The organism is Limnobacter sp. SAORIC-690, assembly GCF_002954425.1.
Lineage (GTDB): Bacteria > Pseudomonadota > Gammaproteobacteria > Burkholderiales > Burkholderiaceae_B > Limnobacter > Limnobacter profundi.
In genome coordinates this window covers 159,522-176,376 of the sequence record NZ_MQVZ01000001.1, presented here as the reverse complement: position 1 = coordinate 176,376, position 16,855 = coordinate 159,522, and the positions used below count along the sequence as shown (strand labels likewise).

The window sequence follows — 16,855 nt, the reverse complement described above, 5'->3', positions numbered from 1 at the left end:
TATTCATTGAAAATTCCAGAGTAGGACCGTCCTCACCATTGTGGGTTTCCACATGCTCTGAAATCTTTTCGTCATTTCGTGGCACTATCCAGCCATGCAAGTGTTCGCCCCTTATGAGCCCAATTTAAAGAAGATCAAGCGCCGCCAAGCCATGAGGTTTGGCATGCCTGTGCTTGTATTTTCACTTTTAATGGCCTTGCTGGTGGCGGCAGTTTACTACGCCCAGCAAGATGAACGTGACCAAAACCAGGCAAAACTGATTGCAGATGCGCTGTGGGCTCGTCAGAACATTCAGTTTCAAGTGGGTGGCTTGATCAATTCGTTGCAAGCGCTAACAAACGATTCGCTCATCTATCCGTCGGCACGCCTGGCTGCAAGCCTGAATCAGTTGAGCCGTAGCTCTGGCGAATTGGTCGCGGTGTTTCGTGGACCAGAGCTGGTTCCGATTGTTAACCTGGAAAATAATTTTGACGAATACGATTTAGAGGCGGTTCGCAATTTGATTTCAGCGCCAGTCAATCAACGATACGAATCTCGCCTCGACGGCCTGGTTGGGCCTTTTTTGTTTCAAGGGCGGCACTACGTGGCCAACGTCAGTGTGGCCCAGCGTGGAGATGCTGTGACTGCGGGTCTGATCGATCTTGACCTGATGCTTGAAAAAGAGTTGCCCTGGTGGTTTGCACAAGACAATCAGGTGGAACTACTGGATGCAAGTGGTGCCATTTTGTCGCGCCTGGTCAAAGCCAGCCCGGGCGCTGGCGTGTACATGCACACCACCTCACTGGAACTCGGCGGGCTTCAATTTCAACTCAGGGTCAACAGTATTCAAGAAGGCCCCCGATTGTTTAACTATGGCATTACCGGCGCATTGGCATTTTTGCTCATGTTGCTGTTGCTGAGTTTCATCATGTTGTGGCGAGACTCCCGCCGCCGTCTGGAAATTGAAGCTCGCCTGGAAGAGGAAAAGTTGTTTCGCCAATCCATGCAAGATTCCATGGCCGTGGGTTTGCGTGTATGGGACTTGCAGGGTTTTATTCGCTATGTGAACCCGGCATTTTGCAATATGGTGGGTTACAAACCCGAAGAACTCATCGGTATTCCACAACCCTTGCCTTATTGGCCCAGCAAAAGCACAGAGGAATACAAAAGATTGGTGGCTGATGTCATTTCAGGCAATGCCCCACCGGAAGGGTTTGAAACCATTTATCAGCACAAGAATGGCAAGTTGATTGACGTACTGATTGTGGAAGCGCCGCTGAAAGACGGCCGGGGCGTGCACACCGGGTGGATGAGCTCGGTCATCGACATCACCGATCGCAAACGTTCGGAATCCTTGATTGCCGAGCAACGCGAAAAATTGCAAGCGGCCTCTCGATTTGCCTTGGTGGGTGAAGTGGCCTCCAATATTGCGCATGAATTGAATCAGCCACTCGCCACGATGGTCTCTTATGCGCAGGCCGGCATGAATTTAAGCCAGCGTGGTGCCAGCCTTGAAATGTATGGCCAGTTATTTGAAAAGTTGCGCGATCAGGCGCAGCGTGCTGGCCGTGTGGTGGGGTCTGTTCAAAACCTGGTGCGTAAACGTAAGCCCACGCGCGAAAATGTTCGTGTGGCCGATTTGATCGATTCCATTCAGTTCATGGTCAATTCCACTGCCATGCTTCACCAGGTCCGTTTGCATTTTGACATCGGTGCACCCGATTTCGTGTTGTATATCGACCGAATCATGGTGGAGCAGGCTTTGGTGAATCTGGTTAAAAATGCATCTGAGGCGTTCACTGCCTCGCAACGAATTCGCAATGTGTGGATACGCGCGCGCCAGTTGGAGAATTCCTTTGAGTTTTCAGTGCGCGACGATGGTCCCGGCTTGAGCTTGAACAACACTGAGAAAATGTTTGAGGCCCTTGTGTCGACCAAACCAGACGGGTTGGGGCTGGGGTTAAGCCTGTGCGCTCTGTGGCTGAATCTCATGGTGGTCGCTTGAAAGCCGAGGCTGTGCCTACTGGTGGCACGTGTTTTACAATGGACTTGCCGATGGCAGTTAAAGAATTCGTGGAAGGAGAGCAGTCAGTTGGAGCCAACTAAAAAAGTACAGGTGTTGCTGCTCGATGATGATGACGATTTGCGCGAGGGCATGAAGTGGATGTTCGAGACCGTGGATCTTCCCATGCAGGGGTTTGCAAATTTCGAAAGCTTCAAGTCCAGGCTAGATGAATATGTCGGCAGTGATGCTGAACTTTGCCTGTTGCTCGACTTGCGCATGCCCGATATGTCGGGTCTTGAGGTGTTTGAGTGGTTGAAGCGCAGCGGCTACAGCCTTGATCGTTTGCCCGTCATTTTTCTCACCGGGCATGGCGATATTTCCACTGCTGTTGAGGCTGTAAAAATGGTGCATTCGATTTTTATGAGAAGCCCACCACTGATCAGCGTTTGATTGAACGGGTGAAACAGGCACTTCAAAAATCAGGTGAGTATCTGGTTAATCTGGAAGTACTTAAACAATGGTCCGAGCGAATTGACCGCCTGTCGCCTCGCGAAAGAGAGGTGATGTTTCTGGTGGCCAAGGGCAAGCTGAACAAGGTAATCGCCTCTGAATTGGACATTTCCATGCGCACAGTTGAAGTGCACCGCGCCAATGTGTTTGACAAACTCAAGGTGCGCTCAGCTGCGGAGTTGGCCACTCTGCTGAGCCGCCTCAGCGACCGCCTTGGCTTTGATCAATTGGCGGGGCTGGAATAAATTTCCACCATATTGGGTAGGCGAACTGCATCGCCAAACAGTGGGCTCGACGTGTCAGGGTGTAGTTCCAGTACCAAGGCTTTGCGGGCCAGGCGGTTGTCCCTGAAGTAGTGTTGAACAGCATCCAGCCTTTGGCTAGCCACAGCAAGATCAAGTTCCGCACTACCCCCGGTTTGTGTACTGGATCGAATCAGGATCGGGCCAGATCTTCCTGCCTTGGTGGCGTTATTCAGGGCCTCGAGCTTGGGCAGACAGTTCGGCGGAATTTCAGTTTGTCCCGGCTTGAAATGGATCAGCAATTCAAGTCGCCGGTCTTCTCTGCGAAGAGTCAGCGCAGCTGCGGTACTTTGAGACTCTGAAAGTGCGTTGACTACGCCGTTGAACAGGTCAAGCGTGGGTTGGTAGCCACAGTGCATTTCCGGATTACTTAACCGTTGAATCACGCTTTCGATAGCCTGCGCAGGTTTGACCAAATAAAGCGCAGCAAGCGCCAACAATCCGACAATTTTTCCCGCGCCGCACTTGGTGGTTGAGCGTTTGCTCATTTCTTGTCGTCAAGGCCAGAGGTTTCAGCAGGCTTTGCTTCCGATGCTGATTCCGGTATTGGCGCTGGTTCTGTCTGAGCAAAGCTCACTTTGATTTGATTGGCAAGCAGGTGATAAATGGACGCAGGCAAAATGCGTTTGCTAACCTGCGTGGAGATGGCCGATACGAAAATCAGCGGCATGACCAAATCATGGTTGTCGACCATTTCCAGCACAATCACAAAAGCGGTAATCGGGCAGTGCGTGACTGCGGACAAAACACCGACCATGGCCAGCAGCATCAGTGGGGCGGTCTCGCTGTTGGTTAGCCCCGCAAAAAAGTGACCGAAACCCGCGCCAATGGACAAGGTGGGTGAAAATACACCGCCCGGTATGCCGCTGGCAAACGACACCACCGTTGCCACCATTTTCGTAAGCCAGAACATGGGTGAAAGTTCTTCACTGTCCTGAAGTGCAGCTTTTGTTTCTTCATACCCCGCGCCGAATACCTCGGCACCAAACACCAGAGCCATCAAGGACAGCATGACCCCACATCCGGCTGCAAACCGGTAAGGAAAACGGCTGCGCAAACCACCCAGAAAGCTGGTGCTGGACACCAGAATCAACATGCTCCGCCCGTAAAGACCGCCTACTATTCCGGTGAGAATTGCCAGAGTAAAGATAATCAGCCATTCTTGCCCCCAATCAATGGTGGCGTTGGAATAGCCAAAATATGAGTAGTTACCTTGAAGAATCAGTGCGACCAAGCCGGCCAGCACAATCGCCATCAGCAGGGCAGATGTATGCCGCATTGTTTTGCGGCGCCCCAATTCCTCAAAAGCAAACATCAAGCCGCCCAAGGGGGTGTTGAAGGCTGCAGCAACCCCGGCCGCACCGCCTGCGATGATCAAGGAGCGCGTATCAAATAACTTGGCGATGTTGGGAAAACGACCTGCATAGGCCATCAGTGCTGCGCCAATTTGAACCGTAGGGCCCTCGCGCCCGGCGGCTGCGCCCGCTGCAATCACGAATGGGGTAATCAACAGTTTGCCCAGAAAAGCACGTGGGCCCAGAAGCCTCTCCATCAAACGTGGTTTGGGGTGTTTGGTGACCTTGATGGCCTGCGGAATGCCACTGCCGCCAGCGCCCCAGAAAATGGTGTTGACCAGCCACAGAGCAATTGGAAACACAATGGGAGGCAAGAGCAGCGCGACCCACATGTGCTCGGCAAACAGTTCTTTGTTCCACTCGCCTGCAAAGTCAGACATCCATGCGAAACCCACCGCAAGAAAGCCCACCAGCAGGGAAAAGGCGTAGATGACGGAGACAATCATGCCTCGGTCTGCCATGAAACGTGAAAGTCGAGCGCTTTGCGCCAGCCACTTGCTTTTGGAATTTGGCCGCACGGTGGGAGGTTTCCTGCTTGGTTGGTCAACAAGCTTTAAATTGTCGCATAAAAACAAAAAACCCTCAGGCTTTCGGCTGAGGGTTTTTCTCGGGGTTTCCCCCGTGCTGCTTTTACTCTGCTTTTTTAGCCAGCGCGGCGGCGGCTGAAACCACCACGGTCACCCATATTGCGTGCCGCGTTTTCCTTGCGGGCACCAGAAGCATGTTCGCGCTTGGGGCCTGAGGGAGCAGTTGTACCTTCGGCGCGGAAGGCTGGGCGAGCACGCTCTTCAGAGCGTGGGAAGCTTGGGCGCTCTGCGTCACGGTTCCACTTTTTAGGCGCATCGGAGTTGCCTGAAAAGCCGGAAGGCTTGCGGTCACCAAAGGAGGGCTTGTCGCCAAACGACTTGCGCTCACCAAAGGGTTTGCGATCGCCGAATGAAGGCTTGTCACCAAACGATTTGCGTTCACCAAAAGGCTTGCGATCGCCGAAGCTGCGCTCTTCACCTTGAACAAACGGCTTGCGGTCGCCAAAGCTGCGCTCTTCGCGGGCTTCGTAAGGTTTGCGATCACCGAACGACTTGCGCTCACCAAATGCGGGCTTGTCGCCGAACGATTTACGCTCGCCGAATGCTGGCCTGTCGCCATACGATTTGCGCTCGCCGAAAGCAGGCTTGTCGCCATACGACTTACGTTCGCCGAAGCTGCGCTCTTCGCGCGCTTCGAAGGGCTTGCGATCACCGAAAGAAGGCTTGTCGCCGTATGTTTTGCGTTCGCCACCGCCAAAGCTGCGGCCTTCGGAACGACCACCGCCGTTGCCAGCGTAACCGCCGCCACCGGAGCGACCACGGCCACCGCCAGGCTTGCCGCCACCACGGGGCGCTTGTGTGAAGTTGCCGCGTGGCTCCAAGCCTTCCACTTGCTCTTCGGGAATGCGTGAATTGATGAAACGCTCGATGCCGCGAACGCTGATGATGTCGCAGGCTTCAGCCAATGTAACCGCAACACCACTGCGGCCAGCACGGCCGGTACGGCCGATGCGGTGCACATAGTCTTCCGACTTCATGGGCATGCCGTAGTTGATTACGTGAGAAATTGCAGGCACATCCAGGCCACGGGCAGCAACATCCGTTGCAACCAATACCTTGATGTCGCCTTTGCGAACGCTGGCCAAACGGCGGTTACGCACCACTTGTGGCATACCACCGTGCAGGGCGCAGGCGCGTACGCCTTCGTCGGCCAAATCGCGGGCCAGGTTTTCAGCATCAATTTGTGTGCTGGTAAATACAACAGCCTGAACCATGTCAGGGTGCTCCAGCCAGTGGTTCAGCAGCTTGCGCTTGTGGCCACGGTTGTCGGCCCACATCAGTTTTTGAGCGATGTCGGTGTTGGCTTCGTTCTGAGCCGCCATTTCAATGCGCTTGGGGTTGTTCATGATATTTTCGGCCAAACCAATAATGCGCTTGGCAAAGGTGGCGGAGAACATCAGGGTTTGAATGCGGTTGCCGCACAGCTGGTCGATCGCTTCCAGGTCTTCAGAGAAGCCCAAGTCAAGCATACGGTCTGCTTCGTCAACAATCAGGGTGGTGACCGTGCTCAGGTTCAATTTGCCCTGTTGGGCCAAATCGAGCAAGCGGCCGGGTGTACCCACAACAATGCGCGCACCCCGCAGGCTGGCCATTTGCTTGCCGTAAGGCATGCCACCAACCACGGTTGCTACACGAACACCCTTGGTGAATTTCACCAGGTTGATCGCGTCTTGGCTAACCTGTTGGGCCAATTCACGGGTGGGGCACAACACCAAGCATTCTGGGCCGGCTAGCATTTCCATGGGGCTTTGTTCGCCGGTCATCATGCGATGCATGACGGGCAGCAGGAAGCCGAAGGTTTTTCCGCTACCGGTTTGGCTGGAAACCATCAGGTCGCCGCCGTCTTTGCCCAGGGGCACGACTTCTTGTTGTACGAGTGTAGGGGCAGTAATGTTTAAAGCATTCAGGGCTTGCAGCAAAGGCGCGGCAAGACCCATGTCATCAAATGACATAGACATAATAAAAGTTCCAATTCGATGTGGACTTAAAAATTCATCGACGAACAGAAATAAGACGACGCGGCTAGGAACTAGATTGTTCCGGATGGTCGCAAGAGAACTGGCGGCGATGGGCAAAGCACAGCTTCAAGAGCTTGTGCCAACAAAGGCAACCCAACGCGGTCCAATGGTGAGAATCGTAAAACGACCCGTTGATTTGCAATCTGGAGCGAAGTCTACTGGTTTTGGGTGCAATGCACAAGAAAAGATTGTGGGTAAAACCACAATTAGAAGAAAAACACCAACATCCCCGCACTTGCCTATCAATTTTTCCGGGATCCGGACGTTATCACCTGTAGAGGTAGTCAATCAGGACTGGATTATGAGAAAACTGAAGATATTGATGGTGGCAGGTGCTGCAACCATGCTGAGTTCATGCGATCTGTCGCAGATCCCGGGCCTGACAGGCAAATTGTCGATGGAAGACAGCAAGGCGGTGGGTGCGGCGTGCAGGCATTCTGGCCGCGCACTGGAAGATTGTTTTACCTTGAACCCAAATACACACCAGTCCGGTGTGTTTGAGGGGTGGCGCGATATGAACGATTACATGTTGGCCAACGAAATCGAGGTAGTGAAACCCGAGATTCGGAATTCGGCTTTCAAGCAGGAAAGGACTTCACTTGGTTCGCCTGATCTGCAGGCCACACCGGCTGATCCTGGTTCTGCGCCGGTGGGTAGGCCTGAAGAGGCAGTTCCGCTGGCGCAGGGACGGCAACGCTGGTTGCCCAAGGGTGTTGAAGATCCGGCTGCAACAGACTCTGCTGTGGCTCCTTCCGCCCCTGTGGGCAAGGCCGATGCCACCGTGGCTGCTCCTGCGGTAAGTGCGGAAGAGGCTCCCACTCAAGAGGCGCCTGCTGCAGATTCGCCGTCGAGGCCATGGGAGCGTAAAAAGGACCCGAAGAAACACACCTGAGGACAGTGGCTGCCTGCCACAAGGTGGCACGAGTGATATCCTGAAAGTTCACAATTGCACTTCAGGATTTCACGCGTGTCAGTTCGTAAACTAGGTGGTGTACTCGTCCTTTTCAGCTTGGCTTGGCCACAAGCCGCATGGTCTAACGCAGTTGATCCTCAGGTTCGGGCTTTTCCTTCCAGCGTGACTCAGGCCTTTGTCAAAAAAGGCATTGCATCAAACGATTTCACAGCATACGCATTGCCCATTTCACCTTTCGTCCACCGAAAGCCGCAAGCTTACGCGCATGGTTCCAGTCAACTGGTCAACCCGGCTTCAGTGGCCAAGGTGTTTACCACTGCGCTGGCTTTGCAAAAGCTGGAATCCACTTATCGTTTCAAAACCGGTTTTCATGCTGACGCCGAGCCGGTGGATGGTGTGTTGAACGGTCCCTTGTACATCAAGGGCAGTGGAGATCCTGCATTTTTGAGTGCTGACCTGTGGGCTTCGCTTCGACAACTTCGAACCAAAGGTGTGGATGTAATCAACGGCCCGGTTGTTTTGGATGACTCAGCATTTACCGAGCAAATGCCCAGCCTTGGCCTTGCAGAGGAAGATGCATTTGATGACGCGCCTCACCGGGCCTACCATGCGCAACCCGATGCCTTGTTGCTGAATTTTGGTGCCATGTCGATCGACCTGAAAATCAATGAAAACACGGTCGTGGTTGTGCCTGAGGAAGCTCCCAAAGATTGGGCATTTGTCTCGGAAATCAATTTGACCAGTGGCGGTTGTGGTGCCTGGAAGAACGGCATGTCAGTGGATTTTTCAAAGGCCGGGCGCAATGTGGTGGTGACAGTGAAGGGCAATTACCCGCGTCGTTGCGGTCAGTCGCGCTTGCCCATTCGGGTGCCCGCGCAGGATTGGTTGTGGGAATCCTGGGTGAAGGAAATCTGGTTGCAGTTGGGTGGCAAGTTTGCCGGTCCACATGGTGGTCAAGTGATCAAAGGGGTAACACCAGCCAACACCATTGCTTTGTACACGCATTATGGGAAACCACTGAGCGACCTGATTAAGCAGATCAACAAATGGTCCAGCAATGTGATGGCTCGCCACCTTGAATTGGCGGTGGCAGGCACGCCCGAGGCTTTCAATGCCCAGCTCAAGGATTGGTTGAAGTTGCAGGGCATTTCATCAAATGACTGGTTTTTTGAGAATGGCTCGGGTTTGTCCCGAAACACACGGATTGATGCCAAAGGCTTGGCCGAGTTTTTGCGAAATATGGCGGCTCGATCCGATTTTCCTGATTTTCTGGCCAGTTTTCCGCGCGCCGGTGCAGACGGCACACTGCATCGACGCGTGAACAATGTGGATGGATTCGCCTACCTGAAAACTGGAAGCCTTAACGGTGTACGTTCTTTGGGGGGTTACCTGCGAGACCGGGAAGGGCAGTTGTGGGCAGTAGGTGTTTTGGTGAAAAGCCCGCGGGCCTATGACAGTTGGGGGCCCATGGAAAGCTTGCTTGAGTTTTTATACAGAGCCGAATGATTCAAGCCAAAAATGATGCGCTTGCCTGCAAGCCTTTCCCAATCTGGGTTTTCCTTTGTTAGACTGATTCATTACTTTCATTCACCAGCACGAGGCCGATATATGGACAACAGCAAAGACAAACTCTTTAGTGACATGAAAATTGTGTTGAGCGATGCCGAAGATCTGTTGAAAGCCGCAGCGTCATCTTCAGGCGAGCGCGCAGTCGAATTGCGTGAAAAGGCGCTGGTCAGTTTGCGTCGCGCAAAAGAGGTGATGCAAGACGCCCAATCGGCTGTACTTGAGAAAGGCAAGGCCGCAGCCCGCGCCACGGATGACTATGTGCATGATCACCCGTGGAAAGCAGTGGGTATTGCGGCAGCGGTGGGGTTTGTATTGGGTTTGATTGTTAACCGTCGTTAAAGGTTGGCTGTGCTAAATCCAAATGCAAGGGCAGCACTGAAACGGGTTGTGGCCAGTTTACTGGGCATGACCCAAACACGCCTCGAGTTGGCGGGTGTCGAGTTGGCTCAGGTTCGTCAAACTACCGTGCGTACGGTGGTTTGGTCATTGCTTACAGCATTGGCAGCTGCATTTGCGTCTTTGTTTGTTTGCATCCTGGTCATTGCCTTGGCGTGGGACACACACCGCTTTCTCGCAATCGCCGGGTGCGCAGCCTTCTATGTGGTTCTGGGTGTGTATTTTTATGTCCAGTTAAAAGACACTCTGGCCTCGCAGCCCCCCTTGTTTGAGGCAACATTGGCGGAGCTGGGGCGCGACAAGCAAGCGGTACTTGACAGTTTGGGCGGTGAGCCCCGGGAGCAGTCATGAGCAAAAAATTTGATGCCCTGGAAGCACGCAAAGAATTGTTGATGATGAAAGCCCAGCTGGAACGCATGGAGTTTGGCGGGCAGGTGGATACCTTGAAAAAGGAATTTGCCTGGGTCAATGTGTTCAGGCAATTTGGCGGGTGGTTGGGTCAGCGCAACATGCGCGCCTTGGGCCCTGTGGTCAGTCTGGGTGGCCAATTTTGGCAAGATGGCTTGAAAAAGTATCCCCTGCTCGGCATGCTGGCCTCAACGGCACTGCTGCGTTTTCGACAGCCCATTTCCAAAGTGGCTTTGCGCGCCGGCTTGGGCGCTGTAGCCCTTGCAGCAGGCATGTTCTGGTTTCAAACGAAAAGCCCTTGGGCTTCTCGTTCGGCGACTGAGCCTTCTACAGACCCAAGCGACTCATAAGTTCTCGTACACGTTCATCCAGCTTGGGGTCAGGTTGAATGCTTCGGCCCCATTCACGCGTGGTTTCTCCGGGCCACTTGTTGGTGGCGTCCAGTCCCATCTTGCCACCCAGCCCACTCACCGGGCTTGCAAAGTCCAGATAGTCAATCGGGGTGTTTTGTATCAACACGGTGTCCCGCACGGGGTCCATTCGGGTGGTGATCGCCCAAATAACTTCCTTCCAGTCGCGCGCGTTCACGTCATCGTCCACGACCACAATAAACTTGGTGTACATGAATTGGCGCAAAAAGCTCCAGGCGCCCATCATGACTCGCTTGGCGTGCCCGGCATACGCTTTTTTCATGGAAATTACCGCCATGCGGTAGCTGCAGCCTTCTGGAGGCAGGTAAAAGTCCACAATTTCCGGGAACTGCTTTTGCAGTATCGGCACAAACACCTCGTTCAAAGCCACACCCAATACGGCAGGCTCATCGGGTGGTTTGCCAGTGTAGGTGCTGTGGTAAATGGCATCGTTGCGCAGCGTGATGCGGTCCACAGTGAATACGGGGAACCAGTCTTGCTCGTTGTAATAACCGGTGTGGTCGCCGTACGGGCCTTCCAGCGCGCAGTCCCAACCCTTCAGGTATTCTGGCACGGGCGGGGGTTCTCGAAGCACGGTGACACCGTCGCGTATCTTGGGCACTTCGCCGTCGGTTCTGCCTTTGCGGGCGGCCACGGCAATTGGGTGCTCATAGGGGTAAATGTGACCTTCCAGCACCATTTCCGCTTCAGCCGGCACCTGTAGTTCATTGCCTTTGCAGGCTACAAGCTCGGTGCGGCTGCCGCGCAGCAAACCAGCAAACTGGTATTCCGAAAGGGTGTCGGGTACAGGCGTCACCGCACCCAGAATAGTGGCTGGGTCTGCGCCCAGGGCCACTGAAATTGGAAAAGGTTGACCGGGATACTTCAGTGCATGGTCGCGAAAATCGAGCGCACCGCCCCGGTGGGCGAGCCAGCGCATGATCAGCCGGTTTTTGCCAATTTGTTGTTGACGGTAAATACCCAGGTTTTGGCGTTTGCGATTTGGGCCTTTGGTGACCACCAAACCCCAAGTGAGTAAAGGGGCTGCATCATCGGGCCAGCAAGTCCAAATGGGTATCTGGTTCAGGTCAACGTCGGGGCCCTCTACTACGTTTTCATGGCATGGTGCTTTACTGACCACTTTTGGGGCCATTGACAGCACCTGTTTCACCAAAGGCAACTTGTCCAGTGCGTCTCGCATTCCCTTGGGTGGTTCAGGTTCTTTCAGGTAGGCCAGAGTGCGGCCAATGTCCCGCAGCGCCTCGGTGTTGCTGGCACCCATGCCCATAGCCACACGTTTTGGTGTGCCAAACAGGTTGCCCAATACACGGTGTTTGTAGCCTTCGGGCGCGTCAAACAACAAAGCCGGGCCTTCGGCGCGCAGCACTTTGTCGCAAAGGTGGGTCATTTCCAGAATTGGACTGACCGATTCGGGTACTCGCTGAAGCTCACCTTCTTTATAGAGTAAATCGATGAAGTCTCGAAGGTTCTTGTATCGCATTGTGAAAAAAACTGCCTGTTTGTGGTCCGAAAGGAACAGTTAACAAGAAATTACAACCCACACCTAGAGGGCTTTTTCAAGCCCCCCAAAAGCGCATAACGCCTAGCGATGGGGGTAAGTTCTTGTTTTGAGTAGAAAGACTCTACCAGATTTTGGATTGACCACTGCCCGGGTTGACCCTAGAATCCGGTCAGCTTTGTGACAGGTATCACCTAAGTCACACAAACGCAGTTGGAGGGTAAAACTTGAGGGAACTCAAGTCTGCCTAACTTCATCTTAAGAGTGTTTTAACCATGCAGTACTTGTTGTAGTTGGTTAAAGCAGAACGTTCTGCCTCACGGACAAAATGGAGGCAGATGCACCGCTGAGTCAAACAATGCAGGGTTAAGCCTGCGTTTGCGTAGCAGAGGAGGTTGCATGAAGCAGTACGAAACCGTTCTGAGCGTGAATGGCCAGCAGGTCCAGTCTCAGAATTTACTTCAATCTTTGAAACATGCTGTCACCGGTCTCGGTGTGGCAACGTCAGTTCTGGTAGCTGGTGCAGTGGCAATTCTGCTGTCCAACGCTGAACTTCGCAGTCAGGTGTTTTTCTCTGCCCCCGTGCAGGCAATTTTCGCCACTGAAATCGACTTGCTCAGCACTGGCCTTGCAGCCGGTGGTGCTGAGGTGGTTAACAACACAAGCAAGGCTTCGGCGACCCCGTCGGGTTCCAAAAACCTGATGCCTGTGAAGTTCAATTCGATTGATTCGAGCAAACCGCTGACAGCAGGCCAACGTCAAATTACTTCGTATTTGGCAAAGCGCTACAGCGTATCGCCCGAGGCAGTGGAGTCTATTGTTCGTTTGGCCTACAAGGTTGGTAAGGAAGAGAAAGTAGAACCCACCCTGATCCTCGCGATTGTGGGTATCGAGTCCTCTTACAATCCATTTGCGGCAAGCCCGGTGGGTGCGCGCGGTTTGATGCAGGTGATGCCCAAAATTCACAAAGACAAGTTTGAGGCTTTGTCGCCGGGCGACTGGTCACCCCTGAATCCTGAAATGAACATGCGTGTTGGTGCGAAAATCATTCGCGAATACACCCGCCGTACTGGTTCTGTTCATGCGGGTCTTCGCTGGTATGTTGGCGCAGCCATTCACGGTAATGATGGTGGCTATCCCGGCAAAGTGTTGGCCCTGAAATCCCGAATTGATTCGGCGTATCAACAAGGCAGCTTGGTTGCCTCTCGAGAAAACAACCAAAAAGTATCTGCCGTGTCTGTGGCTGGTTCGGAAGGCTAAACGTTAGGGCAACTGGCCTTTGTTGAAAAGTCGTATCCGTTCGATGGCAGTTTCCAGATTGTCCATCGAATTGGCATACGAGAACCGCATCATTTCGCTTCCCCGGAATTCGGAAAAGTCCTTGCCGGGGACAGCACACACAAAAGCCTGTTCCAGCAATTCCCTGCAGTAGCGCTCACTGTCATAAGGCGATTTGGCGTACACATAAAATGCGGAGTCAGGTGTCGAGTGTAACTCGATGCCTGCTTTGGGAAGTGCGGTCACCACAAAGTCTCTTCTAACCTTGAATACCTGTCGCCTCTCTTCGCAAATGGCCAGCGTTTCCGGCGTAAAGCAGGCCAACGCCGCCCATTGCGCGGGTGTGTTGGGGCATATGCTCAAGTTCTGGGCAAACCGTTCAATGGCTGGTAGCAGGGTGTCAGGTACCACCATCCACCCAAGGCGTAAGCCTGTCATGCCAAAGTATTTTGAGAAGCTGTTGATGACCACCACGGGTATTTGTTCGCTGGGTGCTCCAGTTACTTGAAGCACACTTTGGGCGGGGCGGTCGTAGCACAGCGACTGGTAAATTTCGTCAACAATCACAAAACCACCCTGAGTGCTTACGCCTTGAACAATTTCCTGCATGGCTCGAGCACCAAGTTGGGTGCCGGTGGGGTTGTTGGGCGAGGCCAAAAGTACACCTGCTGTCTGTGGCGTCCATTGTTTGTACAAATCAGCCCAACTGGGCTGAAAGTTGTGTGCCTCTTGAGTTTGTACAAAATCAGGAATACCACCCGCCATTTGCACGAAAGTTTTGTTGCAGGGGTAGCCAGGGTCGGTTAGCAGCACCTTGTCGGTGGGGTTGATCAGGGCCAGGCAGGCATACATCAGTGCGGCAGATGCACCTGAGGTGATCACGATTTGGTGGGCTGGCACCTGAACCTGAAAATTCGTTTGGTAAAACAGGCTGATGGCTTCACGCAACTCTGGCAAGCCCAGCGCTGCTGTGTATCGGGTTTTGTGTTCCGAAATGGCCTGGGCCAGTGCCTGTTCCACTGGCTCGGGCATGGGAAAGTCGGGTTCGCCGATTGAAAGATGAATCACCGGTTTTCCCTGATTGTGCAGGGTGTCTGCTGCTTTCACCAGTTCCATGACATGGAAGGGTTGAACGAGATTGCCAAGGCTGGACTGCTTCAATTCTTCACCATTGTTAGTGAGTGGCGCCAACAAGTTGCGCGATTTGTGGAAACCCCTAGGGACAGCTTCACTGGCTGAGCCTATAATTTTCGGTTCTGTTGTTCACCTCAAAGAGAAGATTATATGGCTCAACCAATGGATCAGCGCTTCAGGCAGGCCGCCCTTGAATATCATGAATTTCCAAAGCCTGGGAAATTGCAGATTTCGGCGACAAAAAGCCTTGTCAACCAGCGTGACCTGGCATTGGCCTATTCTCCCGGTGTTGCAGCAGCCTGCGAAGAAATCGAGGCAGACCCCCTCAATGCGGTGCGTTACACCGCCAAGGCAAACCTGGTGGGTGTGGTTACCAACGGTACAGCAGTGCTCGGTTTGGGCAACATCGGCCCCTTGGCTGCCAAACCCGTGATGGAAGGCAAGGCTGTACTGTTCAAGAAGTTTGCCGGTATTGATGTGTTCGACATTGAAATCAACGAGAACGACCCCGACAAGCTGATCGAGATCATTGCATCGCTGGAGCCCACATTCGGCGGCATCAACCTTGAAGACATCAAGGCACCAGACTGTTTCAAGGTTGAGCGTGCCTTGCGCGGGCGCATGAATATTCCTGTATTTCACGATGACCAGCACGGCACTGCGATTGTAGTGGGCGCGGCCATTTTGAATGGTCTTGAAGTAATCGGTAAAAAACTGGATGAAGTGAAGTTTGTGGTGTCTGGCGCAGGTGCTGCGGCCCTGGCCTGCCTCGAGTTGCTCGTCGAGTTGGGCCTTCCGCGCAAGAATGTGTGGGTCACCGACATTGATGGTGTGGTTTACAAAGGCCGCACCACCAACATGGACCCTGACAAAGATTTGTTTGCACAGCAAACGGATGCGCGTGTGTTGGCTGACGTAATCAAAGATGCAGATGTGTTTTTGGGCTTGTCAGCGGGCGGCGTCTTGAAGCAAGACATGGTGCGTGCCATGGCGGCCAAACCCCTGATTTTGGCCTTGGCCAACCCCACACCGGAAATTTTGCCCGAGCAGGTGAAGGAAGTCCGCGACGATGCCATTATGTGTACGGGTCGCACCGACTACCCGAACCAGGTGAACAACGTGCTGTGCTTCCCCTTTATTTTCAGGGGAGCGCTCGATGTGGGCGCAACCACCATTACCAAAGAAATGGAAATCGCGGCAGTTCGAGCTGTCGCCGAGCTGGCTCGCAAAGAACAATCGGATGTAGTCGCCTCCGCTTATCGCACCCAAAACCTGAGTTTTGGTCCCGAATACCTGATTCCGAAGCCTTTCGATCCCCGCTTGATTGTGCACATTGCACCCGCTGTGGCCAAAGCAGCCATGGAAAGCGGTGTGGCCACGCGCCCAATCGCCGATTTGGAAGCTTACAAGGATCAGTTACAGCAGTTTGTGTATCACTCTGGCACGTTCATGAAGCCAATTTTTGCGGTGGCCAAACGTTGTGTGGCCGAAACACCGCAAACCTCCCGCATTGTATTTGCAGAGGGCGAAGATGAGCGTGTGATGCGTGCGGTGCAAGTGGTGGTCGATGAAGCAATAGCCAAGCCAATCATGATTGGTCGCCCTGCTGTAATTGAACGCCGCCTGGAGCGGTTTGGCCTGCGCATTAAGCCCGGTGTTGATTTTGAGTTAATTAACCCTGAGTACGATGAGCGATACAAGGACTACTGGCGTATGTACCACGACTTGACCAAGCGCAAGGGTGTCACAGAGGCCTACGCGAAAATTGAAATGCGTCGCCGCCACACTCTGATTGGCTCCATGATGATTCACAAAGGCAATGCGGACGGCATGATCTGCGGAACCTTTGGTACTCACTCCTTGCATTTGCACTATGTGGACCAGGTACTGGGTCGCCGCGCAGGCTGCAACACATACGGTGCCATGAACGGCCTGATGTTGACCAACCGCCAGGTGTTTTTGGTAGACACCCATGTGAATTACGATCCCACAGCCGAGCAAATTGCTGAAATCACCTTGATGGCTGCCGAGGAAATGCTGCGCTTGGGTGTGCAGCCCAAAGCTGCATTGTTGTCGCACTCCAACTTCGGTTCCAGCAACCAGCCTTCCGCCGTGAAGATGCGTGAGGCGCTTCAAATTCTTCGCAACATTGCACCCTGGCTGGAAGTTGATGGCGAAATGCACGGTGATTGCGCCATTGATGAGCAGGTGCGTAATACCATTTTCTCGGGTTCCACCTTGACTGGTGAAGCCAATTTGCTCGTGTGTCCAAACATTGACGCAGCCAATATTTCATACAACCTGCTAAAGTCGGCGGCTGGCAACGGCATTGCCGTGGGGCCAATTTTGTTGGGCTCCGACAAACCGGTTCACATCTTGACTGCTTCCGCCACAGTGCGTCGTATTGTCAACATGACTGCACTGGCTGTTCTTGATGCAAATTCAGAGCGGGTTAGTTCGCTTTAAAGTAGC

General features: G+C 53.5%; 15 protein-coding genes. 10 read left to right on the top strand and 5 right to left on the bottom strand.

The features are described from left to right. Nucleotides 1-94: 94 nt before the first annotated feature. The 3 genes from BSZ31_RS00800 (at nt 95) to BSZ31_RS17125 (ending at nt 2,739) form a co-directional block, all read left to right on the top strand. A complete protein-coding gene (locus BSZ31_RS00800; RefSeq protein ID WP_105027117.1) occupies nt 95-1,984 on the top strand; it encodes a nitrogen regulation protein NR(II) in 1,890 nt (629 codons plus the stop codon). Nucleotides 1,985-2,071: 87 nt separating this feature from the next. After that, nucleotides 2,072-2,434 carry a response regulator transcription factor gene (locus BSZ31_RS17130; protein ID WP_240605606.1) on the top strand — a complete coding sequence of 121 codons (363 nt, stop codon included), beginning with the start codon at nt 2,072-2,074 and terminating at the stop codon, nt 2,432-2,434. A gap of 8 nt (nt 2,435-2,442) precedes the next feature. Continuing rightward, the gene (locus BSZ31_RS17125) at nt 2,443-2,739 is read left to right on the top strand and encodes a response regulator transcription factor (protein ID WP_240605605.1); all 297 of its coding nucleotides are present in this window, start codon (nt 2,443-2,445) and stop codon (nt 2,737-2,739) included. On the opposite strand, the gene BSZ31_RS00790 is transcribed toward BSZ31_RS17125, so the two are convergent. The 3 genes from BSZ31_RS00790 to BSZ31_RS00780 form a co-directional block, all read right to left on the bottom strand. Further along, nucleotides 2,718-3,284 (bottom strand): hypothetical protein, encoded by a 567-nt coding sequence (locus tag BSZ31_RS00790; RefSeq protein ID WP_105027116.1) that lies wholly within the window; start codon nt 3,282-3,284, stop codon nt 2,718-2,720. The genes BSZ31_RS17125 and BSZ31_RS00790 overlap by 22 nt on opposite strands. After that, on the bottom strand, nt 3,281-4,669 hold the full coding sequence (locus BSZ31_RS00785) for a chloride channel protein (protein ID WP_105027115.1): 1,389 nt from the start codon (nt 4,667-4,669) through the stop codon (nt 3,281-3,283). The genes BSZ31_RS00790 and BSZ31_RS00785 overlap by 4 nt, the downstream gene beginning before the upstream one ends. A 125-nt stretch (nt 4,670-4,794) precedes the next feature. Further along, nucleotides 4,795-6,696: a DEAD/DEAH box helicase gene (locus BSZ31_RS00780; RefSeq protein WP_105027114.1), complete on the bottom strand. Its 1,902-nt coding sequence runs from the start codon at nt 6,694-6,696 to the stop codon at nt 4,795-4,797. Nucleotides 6,697-7,057: 361 nt separating this feature from the next. Between BSZ31_RS00780 and BSZ31_RS00775 the strand changes: the two genes are divergently transcribed. From BSZ31_RS00775 to BSZ31_RS00755, 5 genes are all read left to right on the top strand, one after another. Further along, the gene (locus BSZ31_RS00775; protein WP_146106542.1) at nt 7,058-7,648 is read left to right on the top strand and encodes a hypothetical protein; all 591 of its coding nucleotides are present in this window, start codon (nt 7,058-7,060) and stop codon (nt 7,646-7,648) included. 75 nt (nt 7,649-7,723) lie between these two features. Further along, nucleotides 7,724-9,175, top strand: coding sequence for a D-alanyl-D-alanine carboxypeptidase/D-alanyl-D-alanine-endopeptidase (gene dacB, locus BSZ31_RS00770; protein WP_168426795.1), 1,452 nt, complete (start codon nt 7,724-7,726; stop codon nt 9,173-9,175). 102 nt (nt 9,176-9,277) lie between these two features. Further along, the gene (locus BSZ31_RS00765) at nt 9,278-9,577 is read left to right on the top strand and encodes a YqjD family protein (RefSeq protein ID WP_105027111.1); all 300 of its coding nucleotides are present in this window, start codon (nt 9,278-9,280) and stop codon (nt 9,575-9,577) included. Between the two features lie 9 nt (nt 9,578-9,586). After that, nucleotides 9,587-9,985: a phage holin family protein gene (locus BSZ31_RS00760; RefSeq protein WP_255411411.1), complete on the top strand. Its 399-nt coding sequence runs from the start codon at nt 9,587-9,589 to the stop codon at nt 9,983-9,985. After that, nucleotides 9,982-10,392 carry a hypothetical protein gene (locus BSZ31_RS00755; RefSeq protein ID WP_105027109.1) on the top strand — a complete coding sequence of 137 codons (411 nt, stop codon included), beginning with the start codon at nt 9,982-9,984 and terminating at the stop codon, nt 10,390-10,392. The genes BSZ31_RS00760 and BSZ31_RS00755 overlap by 4 nt, the downstream gene beginning before the upstream one ends. Here the strand turns inward: BSZ31_RS00755 and BSZ31_RS00750 are convergent. Continuing rightward, nucleotides 10,370-11,953, bottom strand: a complete 1,584-nt coding sequence (locus BSZ31_RS00750) for a UbiD family decarboxylase (RefSeq protein WP_105027108.1) — start codon at nt 11,951-11,953, stop codon at nt 10,370-10,372. The genes BSZ31_RS00755 and BSZ31_RS00750 overlap by 23 nt on opposite strands. A gap of 417 nt (nt 11,954-12,370) precedes the next feature. Between BSZ31_RS00750 and BSZ31_RS00745 the strand changes: the two genes are divergently transcribed. Then, nucleotides 12,371-13,231, top strand: coding sequence for a lytic transglycosylase domain-containing protein (locus BSZ31_RS00745; protein WP_105027107.1), 861 nt, complete (start codon nt 12,371-12,373; stop codon nt 13,229-13,231). Between the two features lie 3 nt (nt 13,232-13,234). Here the strand turns inward: BSZ31_RS00745 and BSZ31_RS00740 are convergent, their stop codons facing one another. Beyond that, nucleotides 13,235-14,410, bottom strand: coding sequence for an aminotransferase class I/II-fold pyridoxal phosphate-dependent enzyme (locus BSZ31_RS00740; RefSeq protein ID WP_206018520.1), 1,176 nt, complete (start codon nt 14,408-14,410; stop codon nt 13,235-13,237). 123 nt (nt 14,411-14,533) lie between these two features. Between BSZ31_RS00740 and BSZ31_RS00735 the strand changes: the two genes are divergently transcribed. Further along, nucleotides 14,534-16,849, top strand: a complete 2,316-nt coding sequence (locus tag BSZ31_RS00735) for an NADP-dependent malic enzyme (protein ID WP_105027105.1) — start codon at nt 14,534-14,536, stop codon at nt 16,847-16,849. The last annotated feature ends 6 nt before the right edge of the window (nt 16,850-16,855 follow it).